This window comes from Enterobacter sp. 5-4, from assembly GCF_000612205.1.
Taxonomy (GTDB): Bacteria; Pseudomonadota; Gammaproteobacteria; order Enterobacterales; family Enterobacteriaceae; genus Enterobacter; species Enterobacter roggenkampii.
Genome location: NZ_JFHW01000019.1, coordinates 387971 through 406165 on the forward strand (window position 1 = coordinate 387971; position 18195 = coordinate 406165).

Consider the following 18195-nt stretch of genomic DNA (forward strand, 5'->3'; position numbering starts at 1 on the left):
ATAGTGCCGCAATTTTCGTTCACTTTCCTTGCGCTTACGCAGTAAAAATTTCTTATGCGCTTTTTTGCTAATATTTTCTGCTTATTCGATAAGCCTGCGGGTGCAGTTTTTTCCAATCGTGGTAGTCTGGACGTCCAGACGTATAAAAACAGGGTTAGCGAACATGACAACGAAGCATCTTGATACCACGCTGGTACAGGCAGGACGCAGCAAAAAATATACTCAGGGATCGGTCAACAGCGTGATTCAACGCGCCTCCTCGCTGGTGTTTGACACCGTTGAGGAGAAAAAAAACGCCACGCGCAACCGCGCAAAAGGCGGGCTGTTTTATGGCCGTCGCGGCACGCTAACCCACTTTTCTCTGCAGGAAGCGATGTGCGAACTGGAAGGCGGCGCAGGCTGCGCGCTGTTCCCGTGCGGCGCGGCGGCGGTCGCCAACACCATTCTGGCGTTTGTGGAACAGGGCGACCATATCCTGATGACCAACACCGCCTATGAACCCAGCCAGGACTTCTGTACCAAAATCCTCAGCAAGCTTGGCGTGACGACCGGCTGGTTCGACCCGCTGATTGGTGAAGGTATTGCCGAACTTATTCAGCCAAACACGCGCATTGTGTTCCTGGAATCGCCGGGGTCACTCACCATGGAAGTTCACGACGTGCCGGCTATCGTCAAGGCCGTGCGCAGCAAAGCGCCAGAGGCGATCATTATGATCGACAACACCTGGGCGGCAGGCGTGCTGTTTAAAGCGCTGGAATTCGACATTGATATTTCCATCCAGGCGGCGACGAAATACCTGATTGGCCACTCTGACGGCATGATTGGTACTGCGGTTTCCAACGCGCGCTGCTGGGATCAGCTGCGTGAAAACGCCTATCTGATGGGCCAGATGGTGGATGCCGACACGGCGTACATGACCAGCCGCGGAATCCGCACGCTGGGCGTTCGCCTGCGTCAGCACCACGAAAGCAGCCTGAAGGTGGCCGAATGGCTGGCTCAGCATCCGCAGGTTGAGCGCGTAAACCATCCGGCGCTGCCGGGCAGTAAGGGGCATGAATTCTGGCAACGTGACTTTACGGGCAGCAGCGGTTTGTTCTCGTTTGTGCTGAAAAAACGGCTGAATAATGACGAGCTGGCAAGCTATCTGGATAATTTTAGCCTCTTCAGCATGGCCTACTCCTGGGGCGGTTTTGAATCCCTGATCCTGGCTAACCAGCCGGAGCAGATCGCGGCCCTGCGCCCCGGCGGTGAAGTGGACTTCAGCGGTACCCTAATACGACTGCATATCGGTTTAGAAAATGTTGACGATCTGATTGCGGATTTAGCAGCAGGGTTCGAGCGTATCGTGTAGAGTGCTGGCTTAAAATGTACTCTCTGGACGCTTTTGTGGACACCGCAAGCAGAAAAGTCTGCATGAGTTGCGCCCGGGATCAAACCCGACGGGCGAATTAGGGAGTACAATAGCGCTATATCTGCTGTTCCACAGGAAAGTCCATGGCTGTTATTCAAGATATTATCGCGGCGCTCTGGCAACATGATTTTGCCGCCCTGGCGGATCCTCACGTCATAGGCGTCGTCTATTTCGTGATGTTCGCAACGCTGTTTCTGGAAAATGGATTACTGCCAGCTTCGTTTTTACCCGGTGACAGTCTGCTTTTGCTTGCCGGGGCGTTGATCGGCAAAGGCGTCATGGACTTTACGCCCACGATGGTTATCCTCACTTCCGCAGCCAGCCTGGGCTGCTGGCTGAGCTATCTGCAGGGCCGCTGGCTCGGCAACACGCGCGTGGTCAAAAGCTGGCTGGCGCAGTTACCCCATAAATACCATCAGCGTGCAACCTGCATGTTTGACCGGCACGGCCTGCTTGCGCTGCTGGCCGGGCGTTTTCTGGCGTTCGTTCGCACCCTTCTGCCGACGATGGCGGGCATTTCCGGTTTGTCGAACCGCCGATTTCAGTTCTTCAACTGGCTGAGCGCCCTGCTTTGGGTTGGCGTGGTGACGACATTCGGCTACGCGCTGAATATGATCCCCTTCGTGAAACACCACGAAGATCAGGTGATGACCTTCCTGATGGTGCTGCCGATGTTCCTGCTGGTGGCGGGCCTGGTGGGAACCATCGCGGTAGTGATTAAGAAGAAGTACTGCAGCGCATAATTCAACAAAGCCGGGTGGCGCTATCGCTTACCCGGCCTACGTTTTTCGTCAGGCTCCCTGCATCGTTCTTATACGTGACGCATCCTCTCCCGGCGTGACGCCGAAATAGCGCTTAAACTCCCGACTGAACTGCGACGCACTTTCATAGCCCACCCGCATCGCCGCCGCGCTGGCCTTCATGCCGTCGTGGATCATCAGCATCCGCGCCTTATGCAGCCGGTAGGTTTTGAGGTACTGCAGCGGCGAAGTGCTGGTCACCGATTTAAAGTTATGGTGAAACGCCGAGACGCTCATATTGGCTTCCGCCGCCAGCTGGTCGACGCTGAGGTTTTCGGTGTACTGGCTTTCGATACGCTTGAGCACGCGGCTTATCAGGCTGAAGTGGGTCTGTCGGCTCACCAGGGCAAGTAACGCGCCGCCGCCCGGGCCCAGCAGCACGTGGTACAGAATTTCTCGGATAATCTGCTTGCCCAGTATGCGCGCGTCCAGCGGCCTCTCCATGACGTCCAGCAGACGCTCAATGGCGCAGAGGATCTCTTCCGACAGCGTTGCCGAGTTGATCCCGCTTGAGGCCATCGAAGGCTGGAAGAGTTCGTCTTCGCCAATCTCCATCAGCAACTCCTGCAGCTGGAGGATATCAACATTGACGCGGATCCCCGCCAGCGGAACCGCCTCTGTCGCGAAGGTTTCACATTCGAAGGGTAAAGGTACTGTCAGCAGCAGATATTCATTGGTGTCGTAGCGGAACACGCGCTCGTTGATATAGCCAATTTTATGGCCTGAAAAGAGAAAAACGATGCCCGGCTGGTACATGACCGGCGTACGCGTTCCGGGCTGCGTGCCGTAGAGCAGGCGAATGTCCGGCAGCAGATCGCTGGCACGATTTTCATTATCTATCAATCTCTTAATCTGCGCAGTGAGCTGCTGGCAGATAGCCTCACGGTTCATCTTGCGTTACTCCGGGTGCGGTTTTCGACGTTGACAGTGTGCGTTGTTTTCCGCGCTTTCTCCAGCGCTCTGTAGAAATGGGCAAGACATCGGCAGGAATGTGCATTGAGGGCGTAGCCCCGGACGGCCACAATGAGCAGCATCAGGTCGCCCTCTGCGCACCACGGTTTTTCACCCACTAAAGGGAACGAGCAATGAACAACTTTAATCTTCACACCCCAACCCGCATTCTGTTTGGTAAAGACGCTATCGCTGACCTGCGCGCACAGATCCCTGCTGACGCCCGCGTGCTGATCACCTACGGTGGCGGCAGCGTGAAAAAAACCGGCGTGCTGGATCAGGTTTACAGCGCGCTGGACGGTCTGGACGTGCGTGAGTTCGGCGGCATTGAGCCAAACCCGTCCTACGAAACGCTGATGAACGCGGTGAAAATCGCCCGCGAAGAAAACATCACCTTCCTGCTGGCGGTCGGCGGCGGCTCCGTGCTGGACGGCACCAAATTCATCGCGGCGGCAGCGCACTATGCTGACGGCATCGATCCGTGGCACATTCTGGAAACCCGCGGCAGCGACATCAAAAGCGCCATCCCGATGGGCTCCGTGCTGACCCTGCCGGCCACCGGTTCTGAATCCAACAAGGGCGCGGTGATCTCCCGCAAAACCACCGGCGACAAGCAGGCCTTCATGAACGAACACGTTCAGCCTGTCTTCGCCATCCTGGACCCGGTTTACACCTACACCCTGCCTGCGCGTCAGGTCGCGAACGGCGTGGTCGATGCCTTTGTTCATACCGTTGAGCAGTACGTCACGTATCCGGTGAATGCCAAAATTCAGGATCGTTTTGCGGAAGGCATTCTGCTGACGCTGATTGAAGAAGGTCCGAAAGCGCTGAAAGAGCCGGAAAACTATGACGTTCGCGCCAACGTGATGTGGGCCGCCACCCAGGCGCTGAATGGCCTGATCGGTGCTGGCGTGCCCCAGGACTGGGCGACCCACATGCTGGGCCACGAGCTGACGGCGATGCACGGTCTGGATCATGCGCAGACGCTGGCCGTTGTGCTGCCTGCGCTGTGGAATGAAAAACGTGATACCAAACGCGCCAAACTGCTGCAGTACGCTGAGCGCGTGTGGAACATCACCGAGGGTTCTGACGATGCGCGTATTGATGCCGCCATCGAAGCGACCCGCAGCTTCTTTGAAGGTCTGGGTGTGCCAACGCGTCTGTCTGGCTACGGTCTGGACGGCAGCTCTATCCCTGCCCTGCTGGCGAAACTCGAAGAGCACGGCATGACCCATCTGGGCGAGCACGGCGACATCACCCTGGACGTCAGCCGCCGTATTTACGAGGCGGCACGCTAAGCGTTTTTGTCCCCCCCGACTTTCGTTTTTTGACATTTCGTCCAGACTTAATGCACACCCCATCGCCGGAGTCTCCCTCCGGCGATGCGCACCTGAAGGAGGAAAAATGGCAAACCAAACCGTAATCAAGCTGCAGGACGGCAACGTGATGCCCCAGCTGGGGCTAGGTGTATGGAAAGCCGGTAACGACGAGGTCGTCTCCGCCATTCATAAAGCCCTGGAAGTCGGCTACCGGTCGATTGACACCGCCGCCGCGTACAAAAACGAGGACGGCGTGGGGACCGCTCTGGCCAGCGCCGGTGTCCCCCGCGATGAGTTATTCATCACCACGAAACTGTGGAATGACGATCAAAAGCGTCCCCGTGAGGCCCTGCAGGAGAGTCTGGAGAAGCTCCAGCTCGATTTCGTCGACCTTTATCTCATGCACTGGCCGGTTCCGGCCATCGACCATTACGTTGATGCCTGGAAAGGGATGATTGAGCTGCAAAAAGAGGGGCTGGTGAAAAGCATCGGCGTCTGCAACTTCCAGGTTCATCACCTGCAGCGGCTGATTGACGAGACGGGCGTCGCGCCTGTGATTAACCAGATCGAACTGCACCCGCTGTTGCAGCAGCGCCAGCTTCACGCGTGGAACGCCACGCATAAGATTCAGACCGAATCCTGGAGCCCGCTGGCTCAGGGTGGTGAAGGGGTATTCGATCAGAAAATTATCCGCGACCTGGCGGATAAATACGGCAAAACCCCGGCGCAGATCGTCATTCGCTGGCATCTGGACAACGGCCTGGTGGTGATCCCGAAATCGGTCACGCCATCGCGCATCGCCGAGAACTTCGACGTCTGGGATTTCCGTCTGGACAAAGATGAGCTGGGGGAAATTGCGAAGCTGGATAAGGGCAAGCGGCTTGGGCCAGACCCGGATCAGTTTGGCGGATAATACTTAAAACGAGCCCGGTCTTCCGCCGGGCTCGTTTTAATTTATAAACCGGACTGACATCTCGCTTCTCCGGGAAGATCAGGTAATGTGCAAATAACGTTGTACGCTTTCCCTTCCAGTTTATGTGGCCCACCGAGACCGCCGCCTACTTCTGCACCATATTCCTTTCCGTTGACGCTTATCTGGAGCGGGGTGTGATAAATCCAGTCCATCGGACCTATTGGCAGAAAAAAGATCCACTCATGCTGGCTCTGAAAAGCAAAACGACCGTTGTCGTCAGAAAGCGTTTGCTCCCTCTCTAATGTTATTTTAGCGCCCGGGACTGGCTTACCTGCGCTGTCGATTAGACGTCCTTCCACTTCTGGCTGTGTCTGGCGGTGCATTACACAACCGCATAACGTAAGGCCAATCAGCATCGCTCCTGTTAACTTCCTAATTTTCATTTTGGGCCTCCTACCCTTATGCAGAAAAAAGCCGGGTGGCGGCTGCGCCTTACCCGGCCTACGCGCTGGCCTGTAGGCCCGGTAAGCGCTAGCGCCACCGGGCTTTGTTACAGGTTTAACCGATCTTACGTTTTACGGTCTTCTTCGTTCCCGCTCCACCGTTCGAACGCTGATGCACAATCGGCGTGTGCTTCGTCAGCGCCGGGCGCGTATTGCGGTTCTGGCGACGCGCTTCGCGCATCTCCTCCAGCGTCGGGGCCGGTACCAGACAGTCGCGGCGCGAGCCGATCAGATGCTTTTTGCCCATCTCTTCCAGCGCCTGGCGGATCAGCGGCCAGTTGGCCGGATCGTGGTAGCGCAGCAGCGCTTTGTGCAGACGACGCTGTTTATCCCCTTTCGGCACCACCACGTCTTCACTCTTATAGCCAATCTTACTCAGCGGGTTCTTGCCGGTGTAGTACATGGTCGTCGAGTTGGCGAGCGGTGACGGATAGAAGTTCTGCACCTGATCCAGGCGGAAGCGGCGCTGCTTCAGCCACAGCGCCAGGTTCACCATGTCCTCATCACGCGTGCCCGGGTGGGCGGAGATGAAGTACGGGATCAGATACTGCTCTTTGCCCGCCTGCTTCGAGTAGGTGTCGAACAGCTGTTTAAAACGATCGTAGCTGCCCATGCCCGGCTTCATCATCTTCGACAGCGGGCCTTCTTCGGTGTGCTCCGGCGCAATCTTGAGATAGCCACCCACGTGGTGCGTCGCCAGCTCTTTGATGTAGCGCGGATCTTCCACGGCGATGTCATAACGCACCCCGGACGCGATGAGGATCTTCTTGATGCCTTTCAGATCGCGCGCGCGGCGGTAGAGGTTGATCGTCGGCTCGTGGTTGGTGTCCATGTGCTCACAAATGCTCGGATAGACGCAGGAGAGGCGACGACAGGTTTGTTCCGCGCGCGGTGATTTGCAGCGCAGCATATACATGTTGGCGGTTGGGCCGCCAAGATCGGAAATCACGCCGGTAAAGCCCGGCACGGAGTCGCGAATGGCTTCGATCTCATTGATGATTGAATCTTCAGAGCGGCTCTGAATAATGCGCCCTTCGTGCTCGGTAATGGAGCAGAAGGAACAGCCACCGAAGCAGCCGCGCATGATGTTGATCGAGAAGCGGATCATCTCATACGCCGGGATGCGGGCGTTGCCGTACGCCGGGTGCGGCACGCGCTTGTACGGCAGCGCAAAGACGCTGTCCATCTCTTCGGTGGAGAGCGGGATCGCTGGCGGGTTGATCCAGATAAAGCGCTCGCCGTGCTTCTGCATCAGCGCGCGGGCGCAGCCCGGGTTGGTTTCATGGTGCAGAATACGGGACGCGTGCGCGTAGAGCACCTTGTCGGCTTTCACCTTCTCGTAGGAGGGCAGCAGTACGTAGGTCTTTTCCCACGGCTTCGGGCGCGGCGGCTGCACGACAATCGCCTTCGCTTCCGCCTTCTTTGGCTCTACCGGTTTGTTATCGGCACACGGCAGATCGTCGCCGTACGGATGTGGGATCGGGTCGATTTTGCCCGGCATATCGATGATGCGGGAATCTACCCCGCGCCAGCCCGGCAGCGCCTCTTTCACCATGATCGCAGTATTGCGCACGTCGCGGATGCTGCTCACCGGCTCGCCCTGCGACAGGCGGTGCGCCACTTCCACCAGCGGACGCTCGCCGTTTCCGTAAATCAGCATGTCGGCCTTGGAATCCACCAGCACCGAGCGGCGCACGGTATCTGACCAGTAGTCGTAGTGTGCGGTACGGCGCAGGCTCGCCTCGATGCCGCCCAGGATCACCGGCACGTCTTTCCAGGCTTCTTTGCAGCGCTGGGTGTAGACGAGGGTTGCGCGGTCCGGACGTTTGCCCGCCACGTTATCCGGCGTGTAGGCGTCGTCATGGCGCAGCTTACGGTCGGCGGTATAGCGGTTGATCATCGAGTCCATGTTGCCTGCGGTCACGCCGAAGAACAGGTTCGGTTTACCCAGACGCATGAAGTCGTCTTTGCTGTTCCAGTCGGGCTGGGAGATGATCCCCACGCGGAAGCCCTGCGCTTCGAGCATACGGCCACAGATGGCCATGCCGAAGCTCGGGTGGTCAACGTAGGCATCGCCCGTGACCAGAATGATGTCGCAGCTGTCCCAGCCCAGTTGGTCCATCTCTTCCCGGGACATCGGCAGGAACGGCGCCGGTCCAAAGCAGGCCGCCCAGTACTGGGGCCAGGAGAAGAGGTCACGATCCGGCTGGATCAGGGAAATTGCGCTCATAATGCTTCCGAAGAAAAAATAAACAAAAGGAGCGGGATTATACGCTGTTCATCCGCCAGATTTGAAGAAAAGGATGCAGGAAGCAGGCAGATATTCACGGAAGTCGTTAAAATATGCCGCCCTGATAATTTTGGATCATAATATTCACTCTATTTTCCGGTGATTTGCCCCGGAATGCGTGTTTGTGCGGAGCTCAGTTGTGAAGCCCAACGATTCGTTACATGTCTCCCAGCTGCGGGTTGTCCTGCACCTCTGCGGTTTCCTTGTGCTGCTGTACAGCCTTTCCATGTTGCCGCCGATGGTTATCGCCCTGCTGAACAAAGAGCGGACCTACTTTGCCTTCCTGACCACTTTTTTAACCTTTTTTAGTCTCGGAGGCTTAACCTGGCGGGCAACCCGCCACGCCGGCATCCAGCTGCGCACCCGCGACGGTTTCGTGATTATCGTGCTGTTCTGGCTGCTTTTTTCATTGATTAGCGCCATGCCGCTCTGGATGGATGACGGGCTTCAGCTCTCCTTTGCCGACGCGCTCTTTGAGGGGGTTTCCGGGATCACCACTACCGGAGCGACGGTGATCGGGGACGTCAGCGCCCTGCCTAAGTCGTACCTGTATTACCGCGCTCAGCTGAATTTCATTGGCGGGTTAGGCGTCATCGTGCTGGCCGTCGCGGTCCTGCCGCTGCTGGGCATTGGCGGCATGAAGCTTTATCAGTCAGAGATGCCGGGGCCGTTCAAGGAGGAGCGTCTGACGCCCCGCCTTGCCGATACCGCGCGCACGCTGTGGGTGACCTACTTCGCGCTGGGCGTGGCCTGCACTCTGGCCTACTGGCTGGCGGGAATGTCCTTTTTTGACGCCGTCTGTCACGGGCTTTCGACCGTGTCACTGGGCGGCTTCTCCACCCGCAGCGAGAGCATTGGTTTTTATGACAGCCACGCAATCGAGCTGGTTGCCGGGGCGTTTTCGCTGCTCTCCGCGTTTAACTTCACCCTCTGGTACGTCGCCATTGTCCGACGCACCCTGAAGCCGATTCGTCGCAGCCCGGAGGTTAAATTCTTCCTGAGCGCCGCTGCGGCGATTATCCTCATCACCGCCTGGCAGGTCTGGCATGCAGGCATGTACAGCCCCACGGATAGCCTGGTGCACGCCTTCTTCCTTGCCAGTTCGATGATGACCGATAACGGCCTGTCGACCGCCGACTACGCCCAATGGCCCACGCACACCATCTTCCTGCTATTGAGCGCCAGCTTTTTTGGCGGCTGCGTAGGCTCGACCTGCGGCGGGATCAAAGCCCTGCGTTTTTTGATTATGTTCAAGCAGAGTATTCAGGAGATGAACCAGCTGGCGCATCCGCGCGCGCTGCTGAGCATTAAGGTGGGCAAAAGCGTGGTGAATGAACGCGTCCTGCGCTCGGTCTGGAGCTTCTTCTTTCTCTACGTGATGATCACGGGCTTTTTTGTCTGGGCGCTTAATCTGATGGGCTACGATCTGTTTACGTCATTCGCGACGGTCGCCGCCTGTATCAACAACATGGGGCTGGGATTTGGCGAGACGGCGTCGACGTTCGGCACGTTAACAGAAGGGGCTAAGCTGTTGATGTGCGCGGCGATGATCTTAGGGCGTCTGGAAATTTACCCGGTGCTGATTCTGTTCTCGCGCTTTTTCTGGCGGGCATAAACCATTCCCGGCGAACCGGGAATGTCAGAGGTTATGGCGCGGGGTTGATCAGCATTTGCCCTACGGACCCCCTGTCCATCATCTCCAGCGTCTGGCTGTGGAACAGGAACGGGAAGTGCGGCCACGAAGGCTGGCCGTAATAGACGAGCAGTTCAACCTGACCGTCCACCCAGACGGTATCTTTCCAGCCGCGATCTTCCGGGAACGGCATCGCGCCGTTAACGTTGCGGATCAGGAAGCTTACCCCTTCAATATGGAACGACTGCGGCATATCTGAACGCACCGTCCAGCGCTCCCAGGTGCCCTGTTGCGCGGTGATGTCGATGCGGTTGACGTCCCACAGCGCACCGTTGATGCCCGGATCGTCGCCCAGGCTGATATCACGGCTGCGCACCGGGGAGCCGCTCATGATCTCCTGCGGCAGCAGGCGCATGGGCAGGCTATCGGTCACCAGCGGCAGCAGGCCGGTTGGACGCAGGGTCAGCACCAGGGTCGAGACAAGAATGCTCGACGGTTCAAAGAACCCGCGAATACGGTCAACAATGCTTGCCGCTTCGCCGCAGGTCACAGAGACTTCATCCCCGTTGGTCATATCAATGAGAATTTCGCGACGCTCACCCGGCGCGAGCGCCAGCTGTTTGACGGACACCGGTGCCGGTAAAAAGCCCTGATCGCCGGAGATGACGTGCAGCGGACGGCCATCGCTCATCTGCAGCTGATAGCGGCGCGAGTTAGACGCGTTGAGCAGGCGCAGGCGCACCCAGCCACGGGACACTTCGACATACGGGCTCTGCGCGCCGTTAACCAGCAGCGTATCGCCAACGAAGCCACCGCTCCCCGGTTCGCTGTATTCCGGCGTACCGAAATTATCCAGACGTTTGTCCTGGATGATAATCGGGAAGTCATCCACGCCGTAGTGGTTTGGGATCGGCAGGGATTTGCTGACTTCATCTTCCACCAGCCACATGCCGGCCAGGCCGTTATAGACCTGCTGCGCCGTGCGGTTAGGGGTGTTGGCGTGATACCACAGGGTTGCCGCGCTCTGGCGAATCGGCAGAACGGGCGCCCAGTCGGCGCTGGGTGACATCATGCGCGCCGCGCCGCCAATCAGCGGGCCAGGGACCTGCAGGCCGCTGATGGTCATGGCGACATTTTCAGGGGTACGGTTACTGTAGATGAGCTTTACGTCATCGCCATTCCACACGCGTATGGTCGGCCCAAGGTAACGTCCGTTAATGCCCCAGACCGGCGCACGCGTCCCCTGGGTAAAGGACCAGTGGCTGCGCTGCAGCGTCAGGAAAAGCGGCTGGCCGCGACGGGATTCAATGAGTGGCGGAATAGGCAGCGGCTGTTGCTGCCCGGCGGCGCTGGCTGTCAGCGGCATCGCACCCGCACAAAGGGCGATCCCCGAAGCCTGAATAAACTGACGCCGACTGAGTGACATATAAGCTCCATCTGAAACGACTAACAACGCGGGAATTCGTTTTCCCTTCAACGCCGGGTTAGATCTTACCGGCGGCTTCTCTCTCTGCGACTTCTTTGTCGAGCAGCGCAATATGCTCAGCCATCAGATCACGGCAGTGCGCTGCCAGCTCGCGCACCTGATCTTTACCGTATTTGCTGGTATCGACGGGTGGCAGCATTTCGACAATCACCAGCCCGTTATTCAGGCGGTTAAGATTAATCTTATTCGAAGTATTGGAAACGCACACAGGAATAATTGGAACACCTGCCGCAATTGCGGCATGAAACGCACCGGTTTTAAACGGCAGCAGGCCGCGGCCGCGGCTGCGCGTCCCTTCCGGGAACATCCAGATTGAGATCCTGCGCTTTTTAAAATGATTCACCACTTCTGCAATGGTGCCGTGCGCTTTTGCACGGTTATTACGGTCAATCAGCAGGTTACCGGTAAGCCAGTACAGCTGACCAAAAAACGGGATCCACAGCAGGCTTTTTTTGCCCACCGTCACGGTCGGTGGAAGCACGATATTGGAGGCCGTCACCATATCGTAGTTGTTCTGATGGTTGGCGATATAGATGGCGTTACCGAAATTCTCCGCTCCTTCCGGCAGGCGTTTTTCAACTTTCAGACCAAACAGCGGCGCAAGACGCCCGAACATATGGCCAAAGGTGGCGACATGCTTCGGATTACGCGGGCTGAACAGGCAATAAATAGAGCCGAAAATACAGACCAGAATACAGTAGATAACGGTAAGAATAAGACGAACAATATATAGCATAGCGACCTCTGAAGCCCTGACAGCTGACAATTATACTTCACCTGTGGCCAGGTAAGGACTTTATTACGAGCGCGTATTGTTAATCGCAACGCACGAATTAACAACGATTTTACGGGAAATTTTATTGAAATTCCCCCTCCGGACAGAGGGGGATATCACGACATTACTCTTCGCTGTCACCCGCCGCGCTGCGTGCAGGAGAGTCAATCTCCACGCGGTCGATACGCTGCAGGCCGCGCATCAGCGAGCCGCGGCGACCGCGCTCGCCCACCACCTTCTGCAGCTCTTCCGGACGAAGCTTGATTTTGCGCTTGCCGACGTGAATGGTCAGCGTGCTCTGCGGCGGCAGCAGGAAGAGGTGCGCCAGGCCATCTTCGCCTTTCGCGGCCTCCGCCGACGGGATGTTGATGATCTTGTTGCCCTTGCCTTTTGACAGCTCCGGCAGATCGCTGACCGGGAACATCAGCATACGTCCGGCGGTGGTGATCGCCAGCAGCATGTCGCTTTCGTTCTCGATCACCAGCGGTGCCATTACGTGAGCGTTGTCCGGCAGGCTAATCAGCGCCTTACCGGCACGGTTGCGGGAAACCAGATCGTTGAAGGTACAGATAAAACCGTAGCCCGCGTCAGACGCCAGCAGCAGCTTCTGGTCATCGGCTTCCATCAGCATATGGTCAACCGTCGCGCCCGGCGGCAGCGTCAGCTTGCCGGTCAGCGGTTCACCCTGCCCGCGCGCGGAAGGCAGCGTGATCGGGTCAATGGCATAGCTGCGACCGGTGGAGTCGATAAACGCCACCGGCTGGTTGCTCTTGCCTTTCACCGCCGCTTTGAAGCTGTCGCCCGCTTTGTAGCTGAGCCCCGGCGCGTCGATATCGTGGCCTTTGGCGCTGCGCACCCAGCCGCTCTGCGACAGGACAATGGTCACCGGCTCGGACGGCTGCATGTCGTGCTCGTTCATCGCCTTCGCTTCTTCGCGCTCGTGCAGCGGAGAACGACGGTCGTCACCAAACGCGTCGGCATCAGCCTGCAGCTCTTTCTTCAGCAGGGTGTTCATCTTGCGTTCGGACGCGAGGATCGCCTGCAGCTGATCGCGCTCTTTTTCCAGCTCGTTCTGCTCGCCGCGGATCTTCATCTCTTCCAGTTTGGCGAGATGGCGCAGCTTCAGCTCGAGGATCGCTTCGGCCTGGGTTTCGCTGATGCCAAAGCGCGACATCAGGGCGGGCTTCGGCTCGTCCTCGGTACGGATGATCTCAATCACCTCGTCGATATTGAGGAACGCCACCAGCAAACCTTCGAGGATATGCAGGCGCTTAAGCACTTTCTCGAGACGATGGTTCAGACGACGGCGTACCGTATCGCGGCGGAACGTCAGCCATTCGGTGAGGATCTCCAGCAGGTTTTTCACCGCCGGGCGTCCGTCGAGGCCGATCATGTTCAGGTTAATGCGGTAGCTTTTTTCCAGATCGGTGGTGGCGAACAGGTGGTTCATCACCTGCTCCATGTCCACGCGGTTAGAACGCGGCACGATCACCAGACGGGTCGGGTTCTCGTGGTCAGATTCGTCACGCAGGTCGTCCACCATCGGCAGCTTTTTATTGCGCATCTGGGAGGCGATCTGCTCCAGCACTTTGGCACCGGATACCTGATGCGGCAGCGCGGTGATCACCACGGCGCCGTCTTCTTTATTCCACACCGCGCGCATGCGCACGGAGCCGCGACCGTTCTGGTAGATTTTGCGGATTTCCGCACGAGAAGTGATGATCTCAGCTTCGGTCGGGAAGTCCGGGCCCTGCACGATATCCAGCAGATCGTCGAGCGAGGTTTTCGGCTGCTCAATCAGGGTGATGGCGGCTTTCGCCACTTCACGCAGGTTGTGCGGCGGAATGTCCGTCGCCATACCGACCGCAATCCCGGTGGTGCCGTTCAGCAGGATGTTCGGCAGACGCGCGGGCAGCATCTTCGGCTCCTGCAGCGTACCGTCGAAGTTCGGTACCCAGTCAACGGTCCCCTGACCCAGCTCGCCCAGCAGCACTTCGGCATATTTAGAGAGGCGGGACTCGGTATAACGCATTGCCGCGAAGGATTTCGGGTCGTCCGGTGCCCCCCAGTTCCCCTGACCATCCACCAGCGGGTAACGGTAAGAGAACGGCTGCGCCATCAGCACCATCGCTTCATAACAGGCGCTGTCGCCGTGCGGATGGTATTTACCCAGCACGTCACCGACGGTACGGGCGGATTTCTTGAACTTGGCGGTGGCGTTCAGCCCCAGTTCGGACATCGCATACACGATGCGGCGCTGAACGGGCTTCAGGCCATCCCCGATAAACGGCAACGCCCTGTCCATGATGACGTACATGGAGTAGTTCAGGTAGGCGTTTTCCGTGAATTCATGTAGCGCGAGGCGCTCTGCCATATCGCTCATTACGTGTGATTCCTCAACTCAGAAACCGAAGGGTTTCAGGCAATATTGCCGCAGATACTACCCTATCTGACGAGTTGAGTCACAAAGAAAAAGGGCCGCTTATGCGGCCCTTTTCGGGTTATTTGTTCAGCTTAATGACCTGCTTCACGTCGATTTCAAAATCGTTCCACTCTTTATCGACCTTGCCCTGGATTTCCACTTTATCCTGCGGGGTGACGGTCACGCCGTTCCAGCGCTTGTGGTCAATTTCCACGTTCACCGTGCCGGTCTCATCGCGGAAGGTGTAGCGGTCATCGGACAGGCGCTGGGTGATGTTCCCGCGCAGCTTCACCCAGCTGTCGTCCTTCATCTCTTTTACCTTCACCGCGGTGGTGAGGTTGGCTTCGTTATCGACAAAACCGCCTGCCTGCGTCTGGGTCTGGGTTTGCGTGGCCGACGGACCGTTAAATCCGCCCTGCGCGGCAAAAACGGGGGCAGTGGCCATCATCATGATGGCGGCAATGGCAGCGAATTTTTTCATATTAACTCTCCCTTTAATCTGGTTTCGCAGTCCATTAAACAGGGTAATCCTTAACAACTTCTTAAGGGAAAAATTTATTTATTATTGCTGTACAGCAGGCGCTTACAGAGGGTTTACTGACGGCATCAAGGAGGGAATATGCGCATTTTACTGGTAGAAGACGACACGTTAATCGGCGACGGTATCAGGGCGGGTTTAAGCAAAATGGGCTTTAGCGTGGACTGGTTTACCGACGGTAAAACCGGTCAGGCCGCGCTCGCGTCTGCGCCCTATGATGCCGTGGTGCTGGATCTGACGCTGCCGGAAATCGACGGTCTGGACATCCTGCGCGCGTGGCGCGAAAGCGGGCGCAGCGAGCCGGTATTGATCCTGACCGCGCGGGATGCGCTTAACCAGCGCGTGGAAGGGCTGCGTCTTGGCGCGGATGATTATCTCTGCAAGCCGTTCGCGCTGATTGAAGTGGGTGCCCGCCTCGAGGCGCTGGTCCGCCGCAGCCACGGCCAGACGCATAGCGAGCTACGCCACGGCAAGGTCACGCTCGATCCGACCCGTCTCGTCGCCACGCAGGACGGTGAACCGCTGACGCTGAAGCCGAAAGAGTTCGCGCTGCTGGAACTGCTGATGCGCAATGCAGGCCGCGTGCTCCCTCGCAAGACGATTGAGGAAAAACTGTATACCTGGGACGACGACGTCTCCAGCAACGCGGTAGAAGTCCACGTTCATCATCTGCGCCGCAAGCTTGGCAGCGAGTTTATCCGCACCGTGCACGGCATCGGCTATACCCTGGGTGACGCATGAAGCTGACGCAACGCCTGAGCCTGAAGCTGCGCCTGACGCTCCTCTTTTTAGCGCTCTCCCTGACGGCATGGTTTGCCGCCAGCCTGGTGGCCTGGCAGCAGACCACCCACAAGCTGGATAAGCTCTTTGACACGCAGCAGATGCTGTTTGCCAAACGGCTGCTGACGATGGAGCTGGACGAGATCCGCGCCCCCGAGCGGATGCGCGAGATCCCGAAAAAAGTGAAGCATGGCCGTCTCGATGACGACGCGCTGGCTTTCGCCATTTACAGCGTCGAGGGCAAAATGCTCCTGAACGACGGCGAGAACGGGCGCGATATTCCGTACCACTATCGCCGCGACGGGTTTGCTAACGGACAGCTCCAGGACGACAACGACGAATGGCGTTTCCTGTGGCTGACCTCACCCGACGGGAAATACCGCGTGGTGGTCGGTCAGGAGTGGGAGTACCGCCAGGATATGGCGCTGGACGTGGTCAGCTCGCAGCTCACGCCCTGGCTGGTGGCGCTGCCGGTGATGCTGCTTTTGCTGGTTCTCCTCCTGAGCCGGGAGCTGAGGCCGCTCAAAAAGCTGGCGCAGACCCTGCGCTCCCGCTCGCCGGATGCGACCGATGCGCTTGTGCTTCAGGGTGTGCCCACGGAAGTGCGCCCCCTGCTCGACGCGCTGAATCACCTCTTCGCACGTACCCAGGAGATGATGACCCGCGAGCGCCGCTTTACGTCCGATGCCGCCCACGAGCTGCGCAGCCCGCTGGCGGCCCTGAAGGTGCAAACTGACGTGGCGCAGCTCTCGCAGGACGATCCGCAGGCGCGGGAAAAAGCGCTGGCACAGCTGCATGCGGGAATCGACCGCGCTTCGCGGCTGGTGGATCAGCTCCTCACCCTGTCGCGTCTGGACTCGCTGGATAACCTTGACGATGTCGAACCGATCACGCTTGCCGATTTACTGCAGTCGGCGGTGCTGGATATCTGGCATCCGGCGCAGCAGGCAGGGATTGATATTCGCCTCATCAACCATGCCCCGCAGGTCAAACGTCAGGGGCAGCCCCTGCTGCTCAGCCTGCTGGTGCGCAACCTGTTGGACAACGCCATCCGCTACAGCCCACGCGGCAGCGTGGTGGACGTGACGCTGGACGCGCGTAGCTTTAGCGTGCGCGACAACGGTCCCGGCGTTGACCCCGAGGTGCTGGCGCGCATCGGCGAGCGTTTTTATCGTCCACCGGGCCAGAACGCCACGGGCAGCGGGCTGGGGCTTTCTATCGTCAGGCGCATTGCCGCGCTGCACGGGATGCACGTCTCGCTGAGCAATGCGGCGGAAGGCGGCTTTGAGGTGAAGGTCAGCTGGTAGCGGATTATTGCATCTCCAGCAAAAGACTTTGCACATTTTGCTCATTTTTCCGCTCCGTCCTCGCGCGTAGAATACCCGGCATACTCTCATCGTCGAGGACAAAAAATGAGCAACATTCTGATTATTAACGGTGCAAAAGAATTTGCGCACTCTAAAGGCCAGCTGAATGACACCCTGACCGAGGTCGCGGACGGTTTCCTGCGCGACGCCGGGCATGATGTTAAGGTCGTGCGCGCGGACAGCGACTACGACGTGAAGGCCGAAGTACAGAACTTCCTGTGGGCTGACGTGGTGATCTGGCAGATGCCAGGCTGGTGGATGGGCGCGCCGTGGACCGTGAAAAAATACATGGACGACGTGTTCACGGAAGGTCATGGCTCGCTGTATGCCAGCGATGGCCGCACCCGCTCTGACGCGTCCAAAAAATACGGTTCAGGCGGCCTGATTCAGGGCAAAAAATATATGCTGTCACTGACCTGGAACGCCCCGCTGGAAGCCTTCACCGAGAAAGATCAGTTCTTCGAAGGCGTGGGCGTGGACGGCGCGTACCTGCCGTTCCACAAGGCTAATCAGTTCCTGGGCATGGATCCGCTGCCGACCTTTATCGTCAACGACGTGATTAAAATGCCTGATGTCCCGAGCTATATCGCAGAATATCGCAAGCATCTCGCGAAAATTTTTGCTTAACTGGTAGCCTGGAATTAAAGGAGTAGTAAACATGCTTACCGTTATCGCAGAAATCCGTACTCGTCCAGGTCAACATCACCGCCAGGCGGTGCTGGATCAGTTCGCGAAAATTATCCCGACCGTACTGAAAGAAGAAGGCTGCCACGGCTACGCGCCGATGGTGGATGCCGCCACTGATGCCAGCTTCCAGGCTACCGCGCCGGACTCGATCATCATGGTTGAGCAGTGGGAAACCGTCGCGCATCTTGAAGCGCATCTGCAGACCGCGCACATGAAAGCGTGGAGCGACGCGGTGAAGGGCGACGTGCTGGAAACCCACATCCGCATCCTGGAGCAAGGGGTTTAAGTTCGTGGAATTTGCCGGGTGGCACTGCGTTTAC

The 18195-nt window shown here is 58.1% G+C and carries 16 protein-coding genes; 9 read left to right on the forward strand and 7 right to left on the reverse strand.

The features are described from left to right. The first annotated feature begins 163 nt into the window (after positions 1-163). Complete coding sequence (gene metC / locus AA74_RS0112235) at positions 164-1351, forward strand: cystathionine beta-lyase (protein WP_023344922.1); 1188 nt, start codon at positions 164-166, stop codon at positions 1349-1351. A gap of 143 nt (positions 1352-1494) precedes the next feature. Next, positions 1495-2154, forward strand: a complete 660-nt coding sequence (gene yghB, locus AA74_RS0112240; RefSeq protein WP_008499812.1) for a DedA family general envelope maintenance protein YghB — start codon at positions 1495-1497, stop codon at positions 2152-2154. A 48-nt stretch (positions 2155-2202) separates the two neighbouring features. On the opposite strand, the gene AA74_RS0112245 is transcribed toward yghB, so the two are convergent. Continuing rightward, positions 2203-3102: an AraC family transcriptional regulator gene (locus AA74_RS0112245; protein ID WP_008502996.1), complete on the reverse strand. Its 900-nt coding sequence runs from the start codon at positions 3100-3102 to the stop codon at positions 2203-2205. A 194-nt stretch (positions 3103-3296) separates the two neighbouring features. Between AA74_RS0112245 and yqhD the strand changes: the two genes are divergently transcribed. Both yqhD and dkgA read left to right on the forward strand, forming a co-directional pair. Then, positions 3297-4460 carry an alcohol dehydrogenase gene (gene yqhD, locus AA74_RS0112250; RefSeq protein ID WP_008502995.1) on the forward strand — a complete coding sequence of 388 codons (1164 nt, stop codon included), beginning with the start codon at positions 3297-3299 and terminating at the stop codon, positions 4458-4460. Positions 4461-4566: 106 nt separating this feature from the next. Beyond that, a complete protein-coding gene (gene dkgA / locus AA74_RS0112255; RefSeq protein WP_021242117.1) occupies positions 4567-5394 on the forward strand; it encodes a 2,5-didehydrogluconate reductase DkgA in 828 nt (275 codons plus the stop codon). 41 nt (positions 5395-5435) lie between these two features. Here the strand turns inward: dkgA and AA74_RS0112260 are convergent, their stop codons facing one another. Further along, positions 5436-5837 carry a carboxypeptidase-like regulatory domain-containing protein gene (locus AA74_RS0112260; RefSeq protein WP_025912494.1) on the reverse strand — a complete coding sequence of 134 codons (402 nt, stop codon included), beginning with the start codon at positions 5835-5837 and terminating at the stop codon, positions 5436-5438. 115 nt (positions 5838-5952) lie between these two features. Then, positions 5953-8127, reverse strand: coding sequence for a YgiQ family radical SAM protein (locus AA74_RS0112265; protein ID WP_023344923.1), 2175 nt, complete (start codon positions 8125-8127; stop codon positions 5953-5955). Between the two features lie 199 nt (positions 8128-8326). Between AA74_RS0112265 and AA74_RS0112270 the strand changes: the two genes are divergently transcribed. Further along, positions 8327-9802 (forward strand): TrkH family potassium uptake protein, encoded by a 1476-nt coding sequence (locus tag AA74_RS0112270; RefSeq protein ID WP_008502992.1) that lies wholly within the window; start codon positions 8327-8329, stop codon positions 9800-9802. A 31-nt stretch (positions 9803-9833) separates the two neighbouring features. Here AA74_RS0112270 and ftsP read toward each other — a convergent pair whose 3' ends face one another. The 4 genes from ftsP to AA74_RS0112290 all read right to left on the reverse strand — a co-directional run bounded on the left by ftsP (position 9834) and on the right by AA74_RS0112290 (position 14984). Further along, complete coding sequence (gene ftsP / locus AA74_RS0112275) at positions 9834-11246, reverse strand: cell division protein FtsP (protein ID WP_008502991.1); 1413 nt, start codon at positions 11244-11246, stop codon at positions 9834-9836. 58 nt (positions 11247-11304) lie between these two features. Continuing rightward, complete coding sequence (gene plsC, locus AA74_RS0112280; protein WP_008502990.1) at positions 11305-12042, reverse strand: 1-acylglycerol-3-phosphate O-acyltransferase; 738 nt, start codon at positions 12040-12042, stop codon at positions 11305-11307. Positions 12043-12205: 163 nt separating this feature from the next. Next, positions 12206-14464, reverse strand: coding sequence for a DNA topoisomerase IV subunit A (parC, locus tag AA74_RS0112285; protein ID WP_008502989.1), 2259 nt, complete (start codon positions 14462-14464; stop codon positions 12206-12208). 118 nt (positions 14465-14582) lie between these two features. Continuing rightward, positions 14583-14984: a YgiW/YdeI family stress tolerance OB fold protein gene (locus AA74_RS0112290; protein WP_025912495.1), complete on the reverse strand. Its 402-nt coding sequence runs from the start codon at positions 14982-14984 to the stop codon at positions 14583-14585. A 138-nt stretch (positions 14985-15122) separates the two neighbouring features. Between AA74_RS0112290 and qseB the strand changes: the two genes are divergently transcribed. The 4 genes from qseB to AA74_RS0112310 all read left to right on the forward strand — a co-directional run bounded on the left by qseB (position 15123) and on the right by AA74_RS0112310 (position 18161). Then, positions 15123-15782 (forward strand): quorum sensing response regulator transcription factor QseB, encoded by a 660-nt coding sequence (gene qseB, locus AA74_RS0112295; RefSeq protein ID WP_025912496.1) that lies wholly within the window; start codon positions 15123-15125, stop codon positions 15780-15782. Beyond that, complete coding sequence (gene qseC, locus AA74_RS0112300; RefSeq protein ID WP_025912497.1) at positions 15779-17128, forward strand: quorum sensing histidine kinase QseC; 1350 nt, start codon at positions 15779-15781, stop codon at positions 17126-17128. The genes qseB and qseC overlap by 4 nt, the downstream gene beginning before the upstream one ends. A 105-nt stretch (positions 17129-17233) precedes the next feature. Next, positions 17234-17815, forward strand: coding sequence for an NAD(P)H-dependent oxidoreductase (locus tag AA74_RS0112305; protein WP_025912498.1), 582 nt, complete (start codon positions 17234-17236; stop codon positions 17813-17815). A gap of 31 nt (positions 17816-17846) precedes the next feature. Beyond that, positions 17847-18161 carry a putative quinol monooxygenase gene (locus AA74_RS0112310; RefSeq protein ID WP_008502984.1) on the forward strand — a complete coding sequence of 105 codons (315 nt, stop codon included), beginning with the start codon at positions 17847-17849 and terminating at the stop codon, positions 18159-18161. Positions 18162-18195: the final 34 nt, after the last annotated feature.